The organism is Burkholderia sp. AU16741, from assembly GCF_002223345.1.
GTDB lineage: Bacteria > Pseudomonadota > Gammaproteobacteria > Burkholderiales > Burkholderiaceae > Burkholderia > Burkholderia sola.
Window position 1 is genome coordinate 158,371 of sequence record NZ_NKEZ01000001.1, and the last position, 19,547, is coordinate 177,917.

At 67.6% G+C, this 19,547-nt stretch carries 18 protein-coding genes; 7 read left to right on the top strand and 11 right to left on the bottom strand.

Annotation, left to right across the window (positions count from 1 at the left end; translation table 11 throughout):
* Positions 1-2 precede the first annotated feature (2 nt).
* From rffA to CFB89_RS33910, 6 genes are all read right to left on the bottom strand, one after another.
* Positions 3-1,160, bottom strand: a complete 1,158-nt coding sequence (gene rffA / locus CFB89_RS00725) for a dTDP-4-amino-4,6-dideoxygalactose transaminase (protein ID WP_089466363.1) — start codon at positions 1,158-1,160, stop codon at positions 3-5.
* A gap of 56 nt (positions 1,161-1,216) precedes the next feature.
* Positions 1,217-1,864, bottom strand: a complete 648-nt coding sequence (locus tag CFB89_RS00730) for a class I SAM-dependent methyltransferase (RefSeq protein WP_089466364.1) — start codon at positions 1,862-1,864, stop codon at positions 1,217-1,219.
* Between the two features lie 10 nt (positions 1,865-1,874).
* Positions 1,875-2,597 carry a WbqC family protein gene (locus CFB89_RS00735; protein WP_089466365.1) on the bottom strand — a complete coding sequence of 241 codons (723 nt, stop codon included), beginning with the start codon at positions 2,595-2,597 and terminating at the stop codon, positions 1,875-1,877.
* On the bottom strand, positions 2,594-3,979 hold the full coding sequence (locus tag CFB89_RS00740; RefSeq protein ID WP_089466366.1) for an FAD-binding oxidoreductase: 1,386 nt from the start codon (positions 3,977-3,979) through the stop codon (positions 2,594-2,596). The genes CFB89_RS00735 and CFB89_RS00740 overlap by 4 nt, the downstream gene beginning before the upstream one ends.
* Complete coding sequence (locus CFB89_RS00745; protein ID WP_059561588.1) at positions 3,976-4,761, bottom strand: TylF/MycF/NovP-related O-methyltransferase; 786 nt, start codon at positions 4,759-4,761, stop codon at positions 3,976-3,978. Before CFB89_RS00745 ends, CFB89_RS00740 begins: the two co-directional genes overlap by 4 nt.
* A gap of 144 nt (positions 4,762-4,905) precedes the next feature.
* On the bottom strand, positions 4,906-5,169 hold the full coding sequence (locus tag CFB89_RS33910) for a hypothetical protein (protein WP_144030050.1): 264 nt from the start codon (positions 5,167-5,169) through the stop codon (positions 4,906-4,908).
* Here CFB89_RS33910 and CFB89_RS00750 point away from each other — a divergent pair.
* Genes CFB89_RS00750 through CFB89_RS00760 form a run of 4 tightly spaced genes read left to right on the top strand, consistent with a single transcriptional unit; the run spans position 5,168 to position 11,877 of the window.
* Positions 5,168-6,955, top strand: coding sequence for a tetratricopeptide repeat protein (locus CFB89_RS00750; protein WP_089466367.1), 1,788 nt, complete (start codon positions 5,168-5,170; stop codon positions 6,953-6,955). The genes CFB89_RS33910 and CFB89_RS00750 overlap by 2 nt on opposite strands.
* A 22-nt stretch (positions 6,956-6,977) precedes the next feature.
* Positions 6,978-7,181 carry a hypothetical protein gene (locus tag CFB89_RS33915; protein WP_179233357.1) on the top strand — a complete coding sequence of 68 codons (204 nt, stop codon included), beginning with the start codon at positions 6,978-6,980 and terminating at the stop codon, positions 7,179-7,181.
* Positions 7,182-7,195: 14 nt separating this feature from the next.
* Complete coding sequence (locus CFB89_RS00755) at positions 7,196-9,394, top strand: tetratricopeptide repeat protein (RefSeq protein ID WP_089466368.1); 2,199 nt, start codon at positions 7,196-7,198, stop codon at positions 9,392-9,394.
* A complete protein-coding gene (locus tag CFB89_RS00760; protein WP_089466369.1) occupies positions 9,391-11,877 on the top strand; it encodes a tetratricopeptide repeat protein in 2,487 nt (828 codons plus the stop codon). Before CFB89_RS00755 ends, CFB89_RS00760 begins: the two co-directional genes overlap by 4 nt.
* A gap of 240 nt (positions 11,878-12,117) precedes the next feature.
* Here the strand turns inward: CFB89_RS00760 and CFB89_RS00765 are convergent, their stop codons facing one another.
* From CFB89_RS00765 to CFB89_RS00775, 3 genes are all read right to left on the bottom strand, one after another.
* Positions 12,118-12,414 carry a flagellar protein FliT gene (locus tag CFB89_RS00765; RefSeq protein ID WP_089466370.1) on the bottom strand — a complete coding sequence of 99 codons (297 nt, stop codon included), beginning with the start codon at positions 12,412-12,414 and terminating at the stop codon, positions 12,118-12,120.
* 29 nt (positions 12,415-12,443) lie between these two features.
* A complete protein-coding gene (gene fliD, locus CFB89_RS00770; protein WP_089466371.1) occupies positions 12,444-13,862 on the bottom strand; it encodes a flagellar filament capping protein FliD in 1,419 nt (472 codons plus the stop codon).
* Positions 13,863-14,055: 193 nt separating this feature from the next.
* Positions 14,056-14,874, bottom strand: a complete 819-nt coding sequence (locus CFB89_RS00775; protein ID WP_027783219.1) for a flagellin domain-containing protein — start codon at positions 14,872-14,874, stop codon at positions 14,056-14,058.
* A gap of 521 nt (positions 14,875-15,395) precedes the next feature.
* On the opposite strand from CFB89_RS00775, the gene rpsU reads away from it, so the two are divergent.
* A complete protein-coding gene (gene rpsU, locus CFB89_RS00780) occupies positions 15,396-15,608 on the top strand; it encodes a 30S ribosomal protein S21 (protein ID WP_006401410.1) in 213 nt (70 codons plus the stop codon).
* A 173-nt stretch (positions 15,609-15,781) separates the two neighbouring features.
* Here the strand turns inward: rpsU and CFB89_RS00785 are convergent, their stop codons facing one another.
* Complete coding sequence (locus tag CFB89_RS00785) at positions 15,782-16,384, bottom strand: DNA-3-methyladenine glycosylase I (protein WP_089466372.1); 603 nt, start codon at positions 16,382-16,384, stop codon at positions 15,782-15,784.
* Between the two features lie 142 nt (positions 16,385-16,526).
* Here CFB89_RS00785 and CFB89_RS00790 point away from each other — a divergent pair, with 142 nt between their 5' ends.
* Both CFB89_RS00790 and CFB89_RS00795 read left to right on the top strand, forming a co-directional pair.
* Positions 16,527-17,408 carry a BadF/BadG/BcrA/BcrD ATPase family protein gene (locus tag CFB89_RS00790; protein ID WP_089466373.1) on the top strand — a complete coding sequence of 294 codons (882 nt, stop codon included), beginning with the start codon at positions 16,527-16,529 and terminating at the stop codon, positions 17,406-17,408.
* A gap of 141 nt (positions 17,409-17,549) precedes the next feature.
* On the top strand, positions 17,550-18,374 hold the full coding sequence (locus CFB89_RS00795) for a Cof-type HAD-IIB family hydrolase (protein WP_089466374.1): 825 nt from the start codon (positions 17,550-17,552) through the stop codon (positions 18,372-18,374).
* A gap of 133 nt (positions 18,375-18,507) precedes the next feature.
* On the opposite strand, the gene aqpZ is transcribed toward CFB89_RS00795, so the two are convergent.
* The gene (gene aqpZ / locus CFB89_RS00800) at positions 18,508-19,251 is read right to left on the bottom strand and encodes an aquaporin Z (RefSeq protein WP_089466375.1); all 744 of its coding nucleotides are present in this window, start codon (positions 19,249-19,251) and stop codon (positions 18,508-18,510) included.
* Positions 19,252-19,547: the final 296 nt, after the last annotated feature.

Genomic DNA, 19,547 nt, shown 5'->3' on the forward strand with positions numbered 1-19,547 from the left:
CGTTATCGGGTGCGGTAGAAATCGAAGACCACGTCGAGGATGCGATCCTGTTCGGCTTCGGTCATGTCGTGGTACAGCGGCAGCCGGACGAGCCGGTCGGCGACGAGGTCCGTCACCGCCATGCCGGACCCGCAGCGCCCGTAGCGCTGGCCGGCCGGCGAACTGTGCAGCGGCACGTAGTGGAACACCGCGTTCACGCCCACCGCGCGGATCTGCTGCAGCAGCTCGGTGCGTTCGGCGAGGTTGCGTGCGAGGAAATAGAACATGTGGCCGTTGCCGCGCTCGGCGAGCGAAATCGCGGGCAGCTCGATCAGGCCGTCCGCGTGCAGCGGCTGCAGTGCGTCCTGGTAGCGCTGCACGGTCGCACGCCGCTGCGCGGTGATCACGTCCGCGTGCTCGAACTGCGCGTACAGGAACGCCGCGATCAGCTCGCCCGGCAGGAACGACGAGCCGACGTCGACCCATGTGTACTTGTCCACCTGCCCGCGGAAGAATTGACTGCGGTTGGTGCCCTTCTCGCGGATGATCTCCGCGCGCTCGACGAGGCGCGGGTCGTTGACCAGCAGTGCGCCGCCTTCGCCCGAGATCACGTTCTTGGTCTCGTGGAAGCTGAGGCACGCGAGGTGGCCGAGGCTGCCGAGCGGCTTGCCGTTCCACGACGACTGCAGCGCCTGAGCGGCGTCCTCGATCACCCACAGGTCGTGGTCCACCGCGAGCTGCCCGATCACGTCCATGTCGCATGCGACGCCCGCGTAGTGCACCGGCACGATCGCGCGCGTGCGCTTGGTGATCGCGGCGGCGATCTGCGTCTCGTCAAGGTTCAGCGTGTCGCGGCGGATATCGACGAACACCGGCGTCGCGCCGCGCAGCACGAACGCGTTGGCGGTCGACACGAACGTGTAGGACGGCATGATCACTTCGTCGCCGGGCTGCACGTCGGCGAGGATCGCGGCCATCTCGAGCGCGGCCGTGCACGAGTGCGTGAGCAGCGCGCGCTGGCAGCCGATGCGCGCTTCCAGCCAGCGGTGGCAGAGCTTCGTGAACGCCTGGTCGCCGGCGAGGCCGCCCTGCTCGACCGCTTTCGCGATGTAGTAGAGCTCCTTGCCGACCACGAACGGGCGGCCGAACGGAATGACGTCGAGATTGGGTGGGCCGAACATGGTCAGGCTCCGCAGTAAGGGGGACGTTCGGCCGCGCGGCTCGCGCGCGGCACCGCTCAGATGTCCTTGCGGACGAGAATCGTGAATTCGTACAGGCCGTAGTCGTGCAGCAGCGCGACGTGACGCGAATAGCGGCGCTTGCAGCGATCGAACAGCGCGCACGGGTCCGCGTAGTACAGGAGGTCCGGGCGCATGAACGGCGGATCGGAATACGACGTCAGGCAGTTGAACGCGAAGCCCAGTCGGCTCGTCGCGTGCAGCGTGTCGAGCGTCGCGTGGATGTAGTCGAGCCATGCGTCGTCGCCGTGACCGCGCCTGACGTTGAAGATGCCGGATGCGATCCCGTAGTCCGACGCGGCCTGCGGCACCGCGCCGACATGAAATGCGACGTTCGCGTCTTCGCGATAGCGCTGCCGCGCGGCGTCGACCATATCGGACGAGATGTCGTAGCCCGCATACGCGAAGCTGTCCGACAGCGCACGCGCCTTCAGGAAATCGACCAGCGCGCCGTAGCCGCAGCCGATGTCGTTTACCGAGTGGCCGCCGGACTCGGGCAGGATCTTCGTCAGTTGTTCGAAGCGCAGGAACTGGCTGGATTCGCCGTTCCAGTCGACGCCGCGCGCGGTCGCGCCGTGCTCCGCCAGCCGCGCGCTGTAGTACGCGGCCACTTCTTCCAGCAGGCTCGCATGCCGGGATTCGCTCATGGACATCGCCTCAGTCTTTCGAGGTCAGCGCGTACCGACGCGCGTCGGGACCGCAGTTGAACAGCACGTCGAGCACCGTCACGCCGTGGACGAAGTCGCCCCACTGCTGCGGATACTCGGGATAGGTCGGATAGTCGAACCAGCGCACCGCGACGCCGGCATCGGCGAACAGGTTTTCGTCGAGGTAGCTGCGCGCGGCCGGGCCGGACAGGTACTCGGACGCGCCCGCCTGCACGCACAGGTTCAGCAGCTTCTCGGTGCGGTCGCCGTGGAGCGCATAGTCCGACGTCGACGACACGCGCGTGCCGATCTCCAGTTGCCGCAGGACCCACGTCAGCATCGCGAAATTCAGCTCGCTCAGCATCCCGTAGGTGCGACCGGTGTAGAGCGCCTCGAGCTCGTCCGCATAGCGCGCGAAGTGCGGCGCGCGCGCGTAGTTCTGCTGCAGGGCCTTCCAGTGCAGCGGCGCCCAGTCGGCGCCGTCGATCTCGGTTTCGCGGATCGACTGGTGATACTTGCCCTTCACCTTCACCGGCACGCTCAGCCATTGCACGCCCTGCGGCGTCTTGATCTGGTTGCGGTTGCGCCAGTCGCGGCGCGTGTACTGCGCGTCATCGTAGAGGATGAACTCGTCGCTGGCGGCGATTAGGTCGAAGTAGCCCTTCCACGGAATGTAGTTGGACTGGACGATCGCTACCCGCTTCGCGTCGCGGTTCATGGTCGCACCGCTCATGCCGGAATGTGGCCGTACCGGTACATGTCGACGAGCTCGGGCGGAATGCCCCAGTCCGTTGCGCCCAGCTTGTCGTGCAGCGCCTCCAGGTCCGCGCGCATCGCGTTCCGGAGCTGTTCGACCATGCGGTTGCGCGCCGGCACGAAATCGTGCTGGTACGCGGCATTGATCTGATGGCGTACCGTCTTCGCGATCGCGGCCTCGCGCGTCATGTTGCGGATCAGCGGGCGTTCGGGCGCGAGTTCCGCGTAGCGCGGATCGATCGGCTCGCCGCGCATCGCCGCGACGAGATCGCGGCTCAGCACCGGCGACAGGTGGAAGCCGTCGCGCTTGGTGCCGCCGAGAATCCACAGGTCGCGCACGCTGGTTTCGCCGAACAGCGGATACAGGTCGGACGTCGTCGGTCGCCAGCCGACGTTGACGTTGACCAGGTTCGCGCGCGAGAAGCGGGTGTTGATCTGGTCCATCGCGGACTTGAGCAGCGTGTACGCGCTGCCGGCGTGGCCGTGCTCGTGCGGCACCGGGCTGATGTAGTTGCTGGCGCCGACGAGGGTCCGGTCGGGCCCGTACGGCGCCGAATACACCCCGCACGCGAGGCCGCGGTTGGTCGTGCGCACGCAGTGCGTGTGCACGTTCTCCGTGCTCTGCAGTTCGATCGACATGCCGATGCCGTAGAACATCCGCTGCACCGGCAGATCGGGCAGGCTCGCCTGCAGCACGCGCGTCACGTTGGCGCCGTTGCAGAGGATGAAGCGGTCCGCGCCGAGCACGCTGCCGTCGGACAGGCGCGCCCCGGTGACGCGTCCGGCCGCGGTGTCGAGCCGCTCGACCTCGGCGTCGATGAAGCGCACGTTGCCGGCTTGCGCGACCGACGCGGTCAGCGCGTCGAGAAACTGTTTCGGATTGACCCAGCCTTCGCGCTTCAGGAAGACCGCCTTCAGCGCGCGATAGCGCGGGTCCGGATGATAGTTCGGGATGCCTGACGGGTCGACCGCCTCGCAGGGCTCCTCGAATTCGCGGCAGAACCGCTGCATGGCCGCGAAGTTCTCGTCGTCGAGCGCGTCGGTCGCCGCGTTGTTCAGCACGAAGGTGCCGAAGCCGTGCGCGATCGCGCGCTCCGGCGTGCAGATTTCAGCGAATACGGCGGGCCAGGCTGCCGTCGCGCCGCGGCTCAGCTCGAACTTGAAGCGGTCGATCGGCGTGCCGAGCGAATCGCCTTCCAACTCGGTGAACGAATTGAGCATCGCCGCCGCAGCGCGCGTGGCCGAGCCGGGCCGATGCGCGTGGCCGACGATCACGAGCTCGACCCCCGCGTCGGCCTGCTGCCATGCGCGCGCCGTCATCAGGCCGAGAATGCCGTTGCCGAGGATTGCGATTTTCATTTGCGTGTGCCCCCACCTTCAGGGAATGACAGGTAGCAGAGCGACGGATAGGCCGCCGCCTTGTGGATCTGGTGCGGACGGTTGCCGAGCAGGTCGCGCAGGTAATGGACGCCTTCCGCGGGCAGCTGGCCGCCGCGGGTGAGCTGCCAGAACGCGACGACGCCGCCGGGCACCAGCCGCTCCATCACCGCGTCGAACGCGTGACGGGTCGGCTCGATCACGTTCAGGTCGAACCACGCGAGCGCGACCATCTCGCCGGGATGCGCTTCGCCGAACGCCGCCAGCGTGTCGCGGCAGTCGCCTTCCCACACGTGGTGCTTGTCATGCACGTGTCCCATCGCGTTGCTGCGCTCGTGCAGGTTCAGCAGCTTGCGCAGCAGGTCGGCGTACTCGCCGGACAGCGAGTACGTGCCGTCGGAGAACAGCTTGCGGTCGCGCGTGTCGTGCTCGGCGAAGCCCGTGTAGCCCGTGAACGTATCGAATGCGTGGATGCGGCGCTGGAAGTTCAGCGGCTCGAGAATCGCGCGGAAGTTCTCGCACAGCACGGCGGTCTGCCCGCGCCACGTGCCGAGATCGAGGATCGCGCCCGGCAGCGGCACGATTTTTTGATAAATCTCGAAGGTCGCGAGAATGCGTGCGAGGAGCGAGCCGCGCACGAACAGGCCGAGCGACCGTTCCAGTTCCTCGCGCGTCGCGGGGTAGGTCTGCATCAGGTCGAACAGTTCGCGGCGCGCCGCGAGCTGATCGCCATCTGCGTTGGTGATGATCGCTGATTCGTGCATACACAGGGCTCCAGGCACAAAGGGTGTGACCGGACGAGCGCGTGTCGGCGCGGCGGCATCGGAATGCGCAACCGTCCGAGCGTCGCAGGTCGGACATCTTTCTACGATCAAGTCTAGCGAGCGCCGCCAGGATCGAATGTCGGATTAGCGGGTGGTTTCACCCCGCATTTCGATGGATGCGCGCGTGTCCGGCGCGAATTCGGGGCGCCCGCGGGGGCGGCTTGCAGTCGCGGGAATAGCGACCAATTCCAGCACCTGCTCGCCAAATTGGAACGCGGCGTGCGCGTGGAGAATTCGGACACGTCGGAGACCGTCGGTGCGTGCGTCCGCGGGCGAAGGCGTGTGCCGACGCAGCGGCGCCGGCCGCGATTCGAATCCCGTATTGGCTACCAGGACGACATAGCTCATGATGCCCACCTCCCCCGCCGCCGCCACGATCGAACAGGCGCTGGCGCACCATCAGGCCGAACGGCTGGAAGAGGCCGAGACGCTGTACCGGCAGATTCTCGACACCGATCCCCGGCACGCGGACGCGCTTCACCTCCTCGGCCTGATCGGCCATCAGTACGGACGCTATCAGGAGGCATCCGACCTGATCATGGCGGCGATCGAGATCCGGCCCGACGCGATGTACTACTACAACCTCGGCAACGTGATGCAGGCGGACAACCGTCACGCCGCCGCCGCCGAGTGCTTCCGTCTCGCGATCGAGCTGCGACCCGACTACGTCGATGCGTACAACAACCTCGGCAACGCGCTGCGGCTCGCCGGCGACGTCCGCGCGGCCGTCGATGCGTTCTGCCAGGCCATTGCGCTGAAGCCGGACAACGGCCAGGCCTACAACAATCTTGCGAATGCGCTGTTCGACCTGAACGAGATTCCGGCCGCGCTCGAGGCCTACCGGCACGCGGTCGCGCTGCGCCCCGAACTGCCGGAGCCGCGCAGCAACCTGCTGTTCGCGAGCCACTGCAGCGAAGCGTTCGACCACGACGCCTATCTCGCCGAGGCCGCGCGCTACGACGAACTCGTCACGCGGTGCGCGAAGCCGTGGACGGATTGGCTCGTCGACCTGGCTCCCCGGCTCGGGCGGCCGCTGAAGGTCGGCATCGTGTCGGGCGACCTGAAGTCGCATCCGGTCGGCTATTTCATCGAGAGCATGCTGAAGCATCTCGACCCGAACCGGATCGAGATGCATGCGTACCCGACGCGCGACGTCGAGGACGACGTGACCGCCCGCATCAAGCCGGCCTTCTCGACGTGGACCAGCATCGCCGGCCTGAGCGACGAAGCGGCGGCTGCGCGTGTCCGCGCGGACCGCATCGACGTGCTGCTCGACGCGGCGGGCCACACGGTCTACAACCGCCTGCCGCTGTTCGCGTGGAAGCCGGCGCCGCTGCAGGCGAGCTGGCCCGGTTATTTCGCGAGCACCGGCGTGGGCGCGATCGACTACGTGATCGGCGACCGTCACGTGCTGCCGCCCGCCGAGGCCGCGCATTTCACCGAGCGGCCGTGGCATCTGCCGGACAGCTATCTGTGCTTTACGCCGCCGGCCGAGCCTGTCGACGTCGGCGCGCTGCCGATGCTCGCGAACGGCCATCCGACCTTCGGCTATTTCGGCAAGCTCGCGAAGATCACCGATCAGGTCGTCGCGGTCTGGTCGCGCGTGCTGCAATCGGTCACGGGCGCGAAGCTGTTCGTGAAGGCCGAGCATCTCGACGATCCGCGCGAGCAGCAGGCGCTTGCCGCGCGCTTCGCGGCGCACGGCATCGACGCGCAGCGCCTGATCTTCGAAGGCCGCTCGCCGCGCGCCGAATACCTGGCCGCGTACTGGCGTGTCGACCTGATGCTGAGCCCGTTCCCGTATCCGGGCGGCACGACGACCGCCGAAGCGCTGTGGATGGGCGTGCCCGTGGTGTGCCGGCGCGGCGAGCGCTTCCTGTCGCACATCGCCGAGAGCATGCTGCATTCGGCGCGGCTGCCCGAGTGGATCGCGGACGACGACGCCGCGTATGTCGCGAAGGCCGTCGCGCAGGTCGGCCAGCCCGCCGAGCTGGCGGCGCTGCGCACGACGCTGCGCGCGCAGGTGCTCGCGTCGCCGCTGTGCGACGCGCCCCGCTTCGCGCGCCACTTCGAGGACGCACTGCACGGCATGTGGGCGCGGCACGTCGAAGCCGCGCGGGTCGCATCCGTGTGAGGCCGCTCACGACTTGACGGGCGTGGGCATTTCCACGTTGGCGGCAAGCGGAACATGGCGCTCCCGCGCTGAACACCGCGCCGGCCGACGTGATCGTCATTCCGACCGGCGGCGCGTGCGCGACACCGTCGTCAGGATGGCGCGCGACGGGATTGCGGCGCCGGCGGTGATGATCGGGCACGGCGGCAGGCCGATCGACTTCCGACGCGAACTGCATCCCTATTGAGCAGGACAGACGAGATGGACGGAACAGGACAGGCATTGCAGGCCGCGCTCGCGCATCATCAGGCGGGGCGTCTCGCGGAAGCGAAGACGCTGTACGACGCGATCCTCGCCGCGCAGCCGGGCCAGCCGGATGCGCTGCATTTCCTCGGGCTGCTCGCGTGCCAGTTGAAGCAGTACGACGCGGGGCTCGCGCTGATGGAGCAATCGCTCGTCGAGCGGCCGGACGCGTCGTACTTCAACAACCTGGGCAACATGCTGCGCGAAAGCGGCCGGCTCGACGACGCGATCGCGCACTATCGGCGCGCGGTGGCGCTGCGGCCGGACTATCCGGAGGCGCACAACAACCTCGGCAACGCGTTGCGCGACGCGCACGAGCCGGCGGCCGCGATGCAGAGCTGCGCGCGCGCGATCGCGTTGCGCCCCGGTTACGCGGAGGCGTACAACAACCTCGGCAATGCGCTGCAGGATCTGGGCGACCTCGATGGCGCCGCCACGCATTACGGCCGCGCGATCGAGCTGGATGCGTCGATGGCGATGGCCCACGCGAACCTGAGCGCCGTGCGTCACAAGCAACTGCGCTGCGCGGAAGCGCTCGCGCATGCGCAGGACGCGATCCGGCTCGCGCCGAACCTCGGCGACGCACATAACCACGCGGGCAACGCGTATCACGGACTGAACCGGCTCGAGGATGCGCAAGCGTGCCATCGCACGGCCGTCACGCTCAATCCGGCGGACGCCGGCGCGTGTCACAACCTGTCCGTCGTGCTGCTGAAGCTGCAGCGGCTCGACGAGGCGCTCGTGTATTGCCGGCGGGCGTTGCAGGCCGGCCCGCCGGCCGTGTTGATGCACGTCAATCTCGGCGACATCCTGCGCGCGCAGGGCAACGTCGATGCCGCGGTCCACGCCTATCGCGACGCGCTCGCGCTGGTGCGCGACGATGCCGACGACGTCGCGGCGACCGTGCTGAACCGGCTGCTGTTCAGCGCGGCGGCGTCCGCTTGCGTGAACCCCGCCGACTATCTGGCCGACGCGCGGCGCTACGGCCGGCACCTGGCCGCGCGTTCGACGCGCCATGCGCACGATCCGCGCGAGCGGGGCGCGCGCGCGCAAGGGCGGCCGCTGCGTGTCGGCTTCGTGTCCGGCGACCTGCGCCTGCACCCGGTCGGGATCTTCCTGGAAAGCGTGCTCGCGCACCTCGAGCGCACGCGCATCGACCTGCGCGTGTACGTGACCACGGACGAGGAGGACGCGATCACCGCGAAATTGAAGCCGCACGCGAACGGCTGGCGCTCGATCGCCGCGCTGGGTCCGGACGTGGCCGCGCGGATGATTCACGACGACGAAATCGACGTTCTCGTCGACCTCGCGGGCCATACGCAATCGAGCGGGCTCCCCGTGTTCGGCTGGAAACCGGCGCCGGTGCAGGCGAGCTGGCTCGGCTTCTTCGCGTCGACCGGCTGCGACGCGATCGACTACTTCATCGGCGACCGCTACACGCTGCCGGACGCCGAAGCGCATCACTTCGTCGAGAAGCCGTGGCGGCTGCCGGACAGCTTCCTGTGCTTCACGCCGCCGGCCTGCGACGTCGAGGTCGGCCCGCTGCCGATGGCGGCGAGCGGCCATCCGACGTTAGGTTGCTTCGGCCAGCTCGTGAAGATCGGCGACGACGTCGTGCGCGCGTGGTCGCGCATCCTGCACGCGCTGCCGAACGCGCGGCTGCTGCTCAAGGCGCACGAACTCGGTCGCGAGGGCGTGCGCGACGCGACCGCCGCACGCTTCGCGCGGCATGGCATCGACGCGGACCGGCTGATCCTCGAGGGCGGTTCGCCGCGCGCGGAATACTTCGGCGCGTATAACCGCATCGACGTCGCGCTGAGCCCGTTCCCGTACCCGGGCGGCACGACCACGGCCGAAGCGCTGTGGATGGGTGTGCCGGTGCTCGGCATGAAGGGCGGGCGCTTTGTCACGCACATCTGCGAAAGCGTGCTGCATGCGGCGGGCATGGGCGAATGGGTTGCTGACGGCGAGGACGGCTATGTCGCGAAGGCGATCGCGGCGGGGCACGATCGCGAGCGCCTCGCGGCGCTGCGCGCGAGCCTGCGTGCGCAGCTGCTCGCGTCGCCGTTGTGCGACGCGCGCCGGTTCGCGGCGCATCTCGAAGCGGCGTTCCTCGCCATGTGGCAACGCTATACGAACTCGGAACAGGAAGCATGAACGATATCCACGACACGCTGCAGTCCGCGCTGGCGCATCATCAGGCGGGGCGTCTCGCGGAAGCGAAGACGCTGTACGACGCGATCCTCGCCGCGCAGCCGGGCCAGCCGGATGCACTGCATTTCCTCGGGCTGCTCGCATGCCAGCTGAAGCAGTACGACGCGGGGCTCGCGCTGATGGAGCAATCGCTCGTCGAGCGGCCGGATGCGTCGTACTTCAACAACCTGGGCAACATGCTGCGCGAAAGCGGCCGACTCGACGACGCGATCGCGCACTACCGGCGCGCGGTGGGGCTGCGACCGGACTATCCGGAGGCGCACAACAACCTCGGCAACGCGTTGCGCGATGCACGCGAGCCGGCGGCCGCGATGCAGAGCTGCGCGCGCGCGATCGAGCTGCGCCCCGGTTATGCGGAGGCGTACAACAATCTCGGCAACGCGCTGCAGGACCTGGGCGAGCACGAAGCGGCGGCCGCGAGCTACGCGAAGGCCGTCGCGCACCAGCCGCAGTACGCGGATGCGTACTGCAATCTCGGCAACGCGCTGCATGCGCAGGAGAAATTCGAGGATGCTGCGGATGCCTATCGTCGCGCCATCGCGCTGCAACCGGGCTTCCGTGTCGCGCACCGGGGGCTGAGCGCGACGCTGCGCGCGGCCGGCGATCTGCATGGCGCGATCGACCATGCGCGCGAGGGGCTCGATCCGGGCGACGCAGACGCGCACTGCGTGCTGGCAAGGTTGCTGCAGCGCATCGGCGATTTCGACAAGGCGCTCGAGCTGCTCGAGCAGGCGGTCGCGATCGACCCCGCGCATGCACAGGCATGGGCGTGGCTCGGCGATTTGCGCAACCAGCAGGGCGAATACGGGCAGGCGGTGCAGGTGTGCCGGCGTGCGATCGAGCTCGATCCCGAACTGGCCGACGCATACAACTTCCTTGGCTTCGCGTATCACAACCTCAATTTGCTGGCCGCCGCGGAGTTGAGCCACCGGCACGCGATCGACCTGAACCCGGACGATGCCGACGCGCATCACAACCTCGCCGCCGCGCTGTTTCGGCTCGAGAAGCTCGACGAGGCGATGAAGCACACCGAGATCGCGAGGGCGCTCGGCATCGATCCGCTGAAGGTCCAGATGACGCTCGGCGACATCCTGTGGGCGAAAGGGGACCTCGCCGGCGCGCTGGATGCGTTCCGCTCGGCGATCCGGCACGACGTGCATCGCGCGTACTCGCGGATGCTGTTCAACATGTCGAGCTCACCCGCGTTCGAGCCGCAGGAGTGGGTCGTCGAAGCGCGCCGCTACGGCGAGCATCTCGAGCGCGATGCGCACCCGTTCGAGCACGACCGCGCGCAGCGCGTCGCGCAGGCGCAGGGGCGGCCGCTGCGCGTCGGCTTCGTGTCGGGCGACCTGCGCCAGCACCCGGTCGGCATCTTCCTGGAAAGCGTGCTCGCGCGGATCGACCGGTCGCGCATCGAGCCGCATGCCTATGTGACCTTCGTCGGCGAGGACGACGTGACCGCGCGGCTCAGGCCGAACTTCGCGAGCTGGAAGAAGGTGGTCAGCCTGGGCCGCGAGGAGGCCGCGCAACTGATTCGCGGCGACGGTATCGACATCCTGATCGATATGGCAGGCCACACCAACTGGAGCGGCCTGCCGATCTTCGGGCACAAGCCCGCGCCGGTGCAGGCGAGCTGGCTCGGTTTCTTCGCGACGACCGGTTGCCGCGCGATCGACTATTTCATCGGCGATGCGCATACGCTACCGGCCGACGAGGCGCATCACTTCACCGAGCGGCCGTGGCGGCTGCCGGACAGCTACCTGTGCTTCACGCCGCCGCCGTACGATGTCGCGGTCGGCCCGCTGCCGATGGCGGCTCATGGCGGCGTCACGTTCGGCTGCTTCGGCAAGCTGATCAAGGTCAGCGACGAGGTCGTCGCGCTGTGGTCGCGCATCCTGCACGCACTGCCGGACGCACGCCTGCTGCTGAAGGCCCATGAGCTCGGCGCCGGCGACGTGAACCAGGCGACGCTCGACCGCTTCGCGCGGCACGGCGTCGGGGCGGATCGGCTGATTCTCGAAGGCGGTTCGCCGCGTGCGGAGTACTTCGCCGCGTATAACCGCATCGACATCGCGCTGAGCCCGTTCCCGTACCCGGGCGGCACGACCACGGCCGAAGCGCTGTGGATGGGCGTGCCGGTGCTCGGGATGAAGGGCAGCCGGTTCGTCACGCACATTTGCGAAAGCCTGCTGCACGCGGCGGGCATGGGCGACTGGATCGCGGAAGACGAGGATGCGTACCTCGCGAAGGCGGTCGCGTTCGCGCGCGACCGCGACGGGCTGGCGACGCTGCGTGCAACGCTGCGCGAGCGCGCGCTGGCGTCGCCGCTGTGCGATGCGTCGCGCTTCGCACGCAACCTCGAGGACGCGCTGCACGGCATGTGGACCCGCTACGCGGCCGGCGAGACGGCGCCCCGGGACGCGTGACGAGCGGGATCGCGCCCCGGTTGGAAGCCGCGCTCGCGCATCGTCGGGCCGGCCGCCCGAGATGATCGACGCGGCCGTCGAGCGGGCGACGCGGGCGTAGCCGGCGCGATCCGGCTCGCGCTCCCGCCCGCAGGCGAAAAAAAGCCGCATTGAAGCGGCTCGACGGTACGGCGACAACGGACCGCTCGACTGGCGGCGTCTTTTAATTCGAAATGCGCGGCGGGCGAGACGCCCGGCCGGTCACAGCATGCCGGCTTTCTGGTACTGGCTCGCGGCCTTGATCCGCTCCTGGGACTGCGCAAATTCCGCAGCCAGGCGGTCACGGTCCGTCTGCGCATGCTCGGTGATCGACGCGTCGATCGCCATGATCTGCCGCACCTGGTCCAGCACGTCCGGGGTCTGCTCGCCGGACAGGTTCATCAGCAGCGGCGAGCGTTCGTCGGCGAGGGCCGCGACGCGCACCCAGTCGCGCGCATCGGCCGCCGACTGCATGGCACGGGTCAGATCGAAGGCGCGGGACAGGGTGTCGTTCGTCATGGTTCTGCTCCGAAGGGGGCGGCCAACGTTTACTTGTTGTTGGCCAGCGTGCCGGCGCTGTTCTGGCCGCCGAACAGCTGGGTCAGGTAGCGGGTGTTGTTCGCCATCGTCGCCATCAGCGTGTTCAGCGCGGTGAACTGCGCATTGTATTGCTTGGTCAACTGGTCCGAGTAGCTCTGCAGTTGCGTCGCCTGACTCTGCACACTCTTCAGATCGGCGTTGATCGCGGTGGTGCGCTGGTCGATCAGGCCGGACGTCTGCGTGTACGAGTTGATGTTCGCATTGAGCGCCTGGGCGATGCCGTTCGTCTGGTTGAAGATCGCCGTCACCGCGGAGCTGTTCGACTTGAGCGCGGTGGTCAGCGCGGCGGTGTCGACCGACATCGCGCCGGTCGAATCCACGTTGATGCCGATGCTGCCGAGCGCATAGGTCGTGCCGCCCGTCGTGACGCCGCTGCTGAGCGTCGTCGCGAGTGTGCTCCTGATCGTGTTCAGCATCGCGTCGCCGAGCAGCGGGCCGGCGGTATTCGCTGTCGAGTCGTAGCTCGACAGCGATTTCGCGGTATTCACGAAGTTGGTATACGCGGTCGCGAAATTGTTGATCGCGGTCGTCGCCGCGGCCGTGTCCTGCGACAGCGTGATGGTTTGCGTCGTGCCGACCGCTGCCTGCGACAGCGCCAGCGTGACACCCGTCAGCGCGCCCGACACGTTGTTCGACGCGCTCGACACCGGCGTGCCGTCGATCGTCAGATTCGCGTCGGCGGCCGGCGTGACCGTCGTGTACCCCGACGTCAGTTTCGAGTTGACGCCGGTGCCCGTGATCGAGATCGTGTTGGCCGCACCGGTGGCGTTCGACTGCATCACGAGATGCTGGCCGTCCGAACCGGTGATGACCGACGCGGTGACGCCGGCATTGCCGGACGCGGAGTTGATCGACGACGCGATGTCGGACAGCGACGCGCCGGCCGCCACGTTGACGTTGAATGCGGGGTTGCTGCCGAAGGTGATGCTCAGCGAGCCGGCCGAGATCGTGTCCGCCGACGTCACGCCGGCCGACGACAGCTTGTTGGCGGTCGCGAGCTGCGTGACATTGACCGAATACGAACCGGCCACCGCGCCGCTGCCGCTCTTGATCGTCGTCGCGATGCCCGTGCCGCTCGCCGTCGCGGCCAGGCTGCCGAGCGCGGTGCCGTCCGAGAGGCCGGTGAGCGCGGTCTGCAGCGCGGACAGCGCGCCCTTCAGTTGGCCGATCGCGGACAGCTGCGTATTGTCGTTCGTCTGCCGGGTCTGCAGGGCCTGCAATTGCCCGGCCGTCTTCGCGTTCACCAGCGTCGTGACGAGCGTATTGACGTCGAGCGTCGAATTCGTCGCGCCGCTGATGATCGATTGACCTGCATTCGCCAGGATGGTGCTGATGTCCGTGCTGCTGACGGGGGTCGTGGTGGCCATGCCGTTGCTCCGGTCGTCCGCGCAATCAACGTGCGCGATGCGGCGGGGCGCCGCGGTTCAATGCAAAGAGGGAGGCGTGCCTCCCTGGAGAATTCCGGTCCGGGCGGTTTCGGCGGCGTCGCGATGCGTCGCATGGCGACGCCGCCGTGCCCGGAGGCGGGCGGGCACGTGGCCCGCCGCGGGTGCTGCTCGATTAGCCGAGGAGCTTCAGGACTTGCTGCGGCAGCGAGTTCGCTTGCGCCAGAACCGAGATACCAGCTTGTTGCAGCACTTGCGCCTTGCTCAGGTTCGCCGTTTCCGTCGCGAAGTCCGCGTCGGTGATCTGCGAGCGAGCGGCGGTCATGTTGGTTGCCTGGGTTTGCGTCGTCGAGATCGCAGCCTGGAACGTGTTCTGTGCTGCGCCCAGCGTTGCCTGGAACGTGTTGACTTGCTTCAGTGCCGCGTCGATCGCCGTGATCGCCGATTGCGCGCCCGACTGGGTGGCGACGCTCAGGCTGTTCACGCTCATGCCCGTGCTGTTCCAGTTCGCCGTGCCGAAGTCGACGGTAACGACCTGGTTCGCTGCTGCGCCGATCTGGAACGTGACGCTGCCGGCGCCGCCCAGGATGGTCTGGCTGTTGAACGTCGTTTGCGATGCGACACGGTCGATTTCGCTGAGACGCGTCGTCACTTCAGCTTGCAGGTTCGCGCGGGCGCTCGAATCCAGCGAGCCGTCGCCTGCTTGTTGCGCCAGCGTACGGATACGCTGCAGGTTGTCGACCGTCGATTGCAGCGCGCCGTTGGCGGTCTGGATCATCGAGATGCCGTTGTTCGCGTTTGCAACACCTTGCGTCAGCGCATTGATTGCCGCCGTTTGCGACGTCGAGATCGCCAGGCCTGCTGCATCGTCAGCAGCGGTGTTGATGCGCTTGCCCGAAGACAGGCGGTTGATTGCTTGCGACAGTGCGCTTTGCGAGCCCGACAGATTCGTCTGCGTCGTCAGCGAAAGGATGTTGGTGTTGATGTTCAGCATTTGCTTCCTCGTTTTGGAAAATGCCTGAGATACAGACAGGTTCTGATTTCGGCGTGGCGCTTTTTTGCGTCTGGCGCTGCCCGCCTTTCCTGGTTGACGGCGGCACCCGGCGAAAACTTTAGAGGGATGTTTGAGGAAATTCGGGACGGAAGGGCCGGTTTTGCCGCGAAGGCGCGCCGGGCATGGCGGGCGGCGTGGTGGCCGTGGCGCGAGAATCGCGAGATGGGGTGGAACGTTTGCCGGTGACCGACAAAAGGGTGGTTTTGTCTGTGATTCCCTGCTATGATGGCGGGCTGAATTGAGATTTTCTGTCACGCCTTTGCCGGTTTCGGCATGTCTGCTGGCAGTCAAACGCGGCGCTGCACGCGGTTGTGAAGCGTACTCGCGGTGCTTTCCGCCTCTCTTTTCCGGCCTCCGAGGCCGTATTTCCGCTCGTTTCGCCTGTTGTGGGGACGCTCGGATGGCCGGTGCGTGGCGCTTGGCCGCTACGTTTTTGACCGTTTAAGCAATTTAGGAACGACATGACGACGATTCTTCTGAAAGAAAACGAGCCGTTCGAAGTGGCGATTCGCCGCTTTCGTCGCGCTATCGAAAAAAATGGCCTGATCGCTGAACTGCGTGAGCGCCAGTCTTACGAAAAGCCGACCGCAGTCCGCAAGCGCAAGAAGGCAGCAGCCGTCAAGCGCCTGCACAAGCGTCTGCGCAGCCAGATGCTGCCGAAGAAGCTCCACTAAGAGCATCTGACGGTTCGCCGCGAAACGGCGGAGTGTGCCTCGAAAGAGGCCGCTCCGCCGTTTTGCTTTTGCGGGCCGGGAAAGCCCCCGGACCGTTGCGGCGCGACTGTTTCGGCCGATGGCCGGCGGTGCGGCGGCGTTCGGAAGTCGATCTTCGCGCTCAGGCCTGCGCGTCAGCCCGCCTTGCGCCGGCGTGCCGGCTGCTTGCCGCCGAGCGCCGCGCATTGCGCATGGCACGGGCAGCCGGCTTCGTGATCGTTGACCATGCCGGTCGCCTGCATCAGCGCATAGCAGATCGTCGAGCCGACGAACTTGCAGCCGTACGCCTTCAGCGCCTTGCTGAGCGCGTCGGACTGCTCGGTCGAGGCGGGCGCGTCGCGGTACGACTGCCACGCATTCTGGATCGACGTGCCGCCGACGAACGACCACAGGAACGCGGCGAGCGACCCATGTTCTTCGCGGATGCGCTGCACCGCGCGCGCGTTGGTCACCGCCGATTCAACCTTCGCGCGGTTGCGCACGATGCCCGGGTTCTCCAGCAATTTCTCGATGCGCTTGGGCGTGAAGCGCGCGACGGCATCGACGTCGAAATCGGCGAATGCCTCGCGATAGCCCGCGCGCTTGTTCAGGATCGTCGACCACGACAGCCCGGCCTGCGCGCCTTCCAGGATCAGCATTTCGAACAGGTGGCGATCGTCGTGCGACGGCACGCCCCACTCGGTATCGTGATAGTGAGCGTCCGCTTCCGTCTTCACCCAGTTGCACCGCTGCGACATCGTCTGCCTCGTTTTCAGTATCGATTCGATCGCGCCAGCATAGCGGAAGCCCTTTTGGCGGGATAGCCGGCCGAACGGCAGATGGGCGCGCGGCGCCGATCCGGTTAAGCTTGGCGCCTGTTCGAATCAGCGGGATGAAGGCATGGCGGCATTACTTTTTGCGATCGGCATCGACGGCGGCGGCACGGGCACCCGCGCGGTGCTGGCCGACCGGCACGGGCGCGAGCTCGCGCAGGGGCGCGGCGGCCCGTCGGGGCTCGGTCTCGGCATCGAGCGCGCATGGGCGTCGATCGGCGCGGCGTGCGCGGACGCGTTCACGCACGCCGGCCTCGCGTTCGACTGGGCGCAGTGCGCGCTCGGCTGCGGGCTCGCGGGCGTCAACAACGCGGCGTGGCTTGCTGCATTCCGCGCGCGGGCGCCGCTCGGCGCGCTCGCGATCGAGAGCGATGCGTATACGACCGTCGTCGGCGCGCATGGCGGCGCGCCGGGGCTCATCGTCGCGCTCGGCACCGGCAGCATCGCGGCGGCGCTCGATGCGGGCGGCGCGTGCCGGATCGCGGGCGGTTTCGGCTTTCCGTCCGGCGACGAGGCGAGCGGCGCGTGGCTCGGCGTGCGCGCGCTCGCCTATGCGCAACAGGCGCTCGACGGCCGCGTGCCGCGCGACGCGTTTGCCGCGGCCCTGCTCGCGGAAACGGGTGCGCGGGATCGCGACGCGCTCGTTCAGTGGTCGTGCGACGCGAACCAGACGATCTACGCGCGTCTCGCGCCGGTCGTGTTCGCGCACCGCACGCATCCGGTCGCGAGCGCGCTGATCGCGCAGGCCGGCGACGAGATCGGCAAGATGATCGACGCGCTCGATCCTCGGCAGGCGCTGCCGGTCGCGCTGTGCGGCGGGCTGGCCGACGCGCTCGCGCCGGCCGTGCCGGCGCGGCACGCCGCCCGGCTGCGCGCGCCGCTCGACGATTCGGCGCATGGCGCGCTGCGGCTCGCGCTGCAGGCATTGCGCGCGGCGCAGGGCGGCTGAGCCGGGCGGGGCGCGAGCGGGATGGATGCCGCGCCGCGGCAGCGCCCCGGGCGGCGCGTGGCCGGCAACCGTCCGGCGCGCTGCGGGGCACGACGTTAAAATGACGCTTCTTCCGTGCCGCGAGCGCCGCTCTCCCGCCCCATGTATAAAGTCATCGCCACCGATCTCGACGGTACGCTGCTGAACAGCGACCACCAGCTCGACCCGTATACGATCGACACCGTTCGCCGGCTCGACCGCGACGGCGTGCAGTTCGTGATCGCCACGGGGCGCCACTATGCGGACGTCGCCGGCATTCGCGACGTGCTCGGCATCCGGCCGTACCTGATCACGTCGAACGGCGCACGCGTGCATACGCCGGACGACACGACGATCCATGCGCAGAACGTCGACGCAGCGATCGTGCGCCGCCTTGTGCAGCCGGAAGTCGTCGGCGCGCACGGCCGCGTGATCGTCAACCTGTTCACCAACGACGGCTGGTTGATCGATCGCGAAGCGCCGCACCTGCTCGCATTCCACCAGGATTCGGGCTTCCGGTACGACGTGATCGACATGGCCGCGCACGACGGCGCGGATATCGCGAAGGTGCTGTATATCGGCGAACCGGCCGATCTGGCGGTCGTCGCCGAGCAGATGCGCATGCAGTTCGGCGATACGCTGTACGTCACGTACTCGCTGCCCGACTGCCTCGAAGTGATGACCGCGAACGTGTCGAAGGGGCGCGCGCTGCGCACCGTGCTCGCGCGGCTCGGCGTCGATACCGGCCACTGCATCGCGTTCGGCGACAACATGAACGACATCGACCTGCTCGAAACCGCCGGTCACGCGTTCATGATGAACAACGCGAACCCCGATCTGGTGGCGCGGTTGCCGCACATTCCCCGGATCGGCAACAACTTCGACGCGGGTGTCGCCCGTCACCTGCGCACGCTGTTCTCGCTCGAAGACGACGTCGTCGCGTCCTGAGCGCCCGCCCCGGCGCCGTTTCCCTGCGCGGAAATGAAAAACGGGCGCCGCAGGGGCGCCCGTCGAAATTGCCTGCCTCGTGTTCTTCGACAGCGTGAGGCTCGCTGCTCTGCTCGCTTGACCCCGTAGTGTTTTATTCGCTTGTGCGAGCTGATGCGGGCAGCAGGTCGACGGCGTCGTCACGCCCGGCGACCAGCGGGTAGACGATCCCGGCGAGTACCGCGCCGATCAGCGGCGCGACCCAGAACAGCCAGAGCTGGCCGATCGCGTCGCCGCCCACGAACAGCGCCGGGCCGGTCGAACGTGCCGGGTTCACCGACGTGTTGGTGACCGGAATCGAGATCAGGTGAATCAGCGTCAGGCACAGCCCGATCGCGATCGGCGCGAAGCCGGCCGGCACGCCGCGCTTGTCGGTCGCGCCGAGGATCACGAACAGGAAGAAGCCCGTCATCACGACCTCGCAGATGAACGATGCGGCGAGCGAGTAGTGGCCGGGCGAGCGATCGCCGAAGCCGTTCGTCGCGAAGCCGCTGCCGACCACGTCGAAACCCGGCTTGCCGGTCGCGATCAGGTACAGCACGAATGCGCCGAGCGTGGCGCCGACGACCTGCGCGACGATGTACGGCGCGAGATCGCGTGCCGGGAAGCGGCCGGCGACCGTCAGGCCGACGCTGACCGCCGGATTCAGGTGGCAACCCGAGATGTGGCCGATTGCGAATGCCATCGTCAGCACGGTCAGGCCGAAGGCGAGTGCGACGCCGGCAAAGCCGATGCCGAGCCCCGGAAAGGCGGCGGCCAGCACGGCGCTTCCGCACCCGCCGAGCACCAGCCAGAACGTGCCGAATACCTCTGCAGCGAGACGCTGAGAAAGATTCATGTAAGGATCTCGTCCAGGTGGGTTGAAGACCCGGCGCGACGCAACGCATTTATCGCGTTACCGGGAATTGGTCTGGATTATAGGAAATGAATCGGGCCCGGGAGGGTAAACGATTGTTAAATTTGAATGGTCGACGAATGCCTTTATTAGAATAAGTCCGCATTCTCGATATAGGCGATTCGGTTAAAGATGGCAGCATTAATTCGAAGGGCAGGGCGGCAGTGCGGATGACGTAACGGATGTTGGTGTTCCGGCCGGAGTCGCCGGGGCCGCATCATCGAAAAAGGGGAGTCGAA

What these genes read in the sequence shown, in the direction of transcription:
- rffA (WP_089466363.1), bottom strand. Translation starts at nt 1,160, where the DNA reads ATGTTCGGCCCACCCAATCTCGACGTCATTCCGTTCGGCCGCCCGTTC.
- CFB89_RS00730 (WP_089466364.1), bottom strand. Translation starts at nt 1,864, where the DNA reads ATGAGCGAATCCCGGCATGCGAGCCTGCTGGAAGAAGTGGCCGCGTAC.
- CFB89_RS00735 (WP_089466365.1), bottom strand. Translation starts at nt 2,597, where the DNA reads ATGAGCGGTGCGACCATGAACCGCGACGCGAAGCGGGTAGCGATCGTC.
- CFB89_RS00740 (WP_089466366.1), bottom strand. Translation starts at nt 3,979, where the DNA reads ATGAAAATCGCAATCCTCGGCAACGGCATTCTCGGCCTGATGACGGCG.
- CFB89_RS00745 (WP_059561588.1), bottom strand. Translation starts at nt 4,761, where the DNA reads ATGCACGAATCAGCGATCATCACCAACGCAGATGGCGATCAGCTCGCG.
- CFB89_RS00750 (WP_089466367.1), top strand. Translation starts at nt 5,168, where the DNA reads ATGATGCCCACCTCCCCCGCCGCCGCCACGATCGAACAGGCGCTGGCG.
- CFB89_RS33910 (WP_144030050.1), bottom strand. Translation starts at nt 5,169, where the DNA reads ATGAGCTATGTCGTCCTGGTAGCCAATACGGGATTCGAATCGCGGCCG.
- CFB89_RS00755 (WP_089466368.1), top strand. Translation starts at nt 7,196, where the DNA reads ATGGACGGAACAGGACAGGCATTGCAGGCCGCGCTCGCGCATCATCAG.
- CFB89_RS00760 (WP_089466369.1), top strand. Translation starts at nt 9,391, where the DNA reads ATGAACGATATCCACGACACGCTGCAGTCCGCGCTGGCGCATCATCAG.
- CFB89_RS00765 (WP_089466370.1), bottom strand. Translation starts at nt 12,414, where the DNA reads ATGACGAACGACACCCTGTCCCGCGCCTTCGATCTGACCCGTGCCATG.
- fliD (WP_089466371.1), bottom strand. Translation starts at nt 13,862, where the DNA reads ATGGCCACCACGACCCCCGTCAGCAGCACGGACATCAGCACCATCCTG.
- CFB89_RS00775 (WP_027783219.1), bottom strand. Translation starts at nt 14,874, where the DNA reads ATGCTGAACATCAACACCAACATCCTTTCGCTGACGACGCAGACGAAT.
- rpsU (WP_006401410.1), top strand. Translation starts at nt 15,396, where the DNA reads ATGACGACGATTCTTCTGAAAGAAAACGAGCCGTTCGAAGTGGCGATT.
- CFB89_RS00785 (WP_089466372.1), bottom strand. Translation starts at nt 16,384, where the DNA reads ATGTCGCAGCGGTGCAACTGGGTGAAGACGGAAGCGGACGCTCACTAT.
- CFB89_RS00790 (WP_089466373.1), top strand. Translation starts at nt 16,527, where the DNA reads ATGGCGGCATTACTTTTTGCGATCGGCATCGACGGCGGCGGCACGGGC.
- CFB89_RS00795 (WP_089466374.1), top strand. Translation starts at nt 17,550, where the DNA reads ATGTATAAAGTCATCGCCACCGATCTCGACGGTACGCTGCTGAACAGC.
- aqpZ (WP_089466375.1), bottom strand. Translation starts at nt 19,251, where the DNA reads ATGAATCTTTCTCAGCGTCTCGCTGCAGAGGTATTCGGCACGTTCTGG.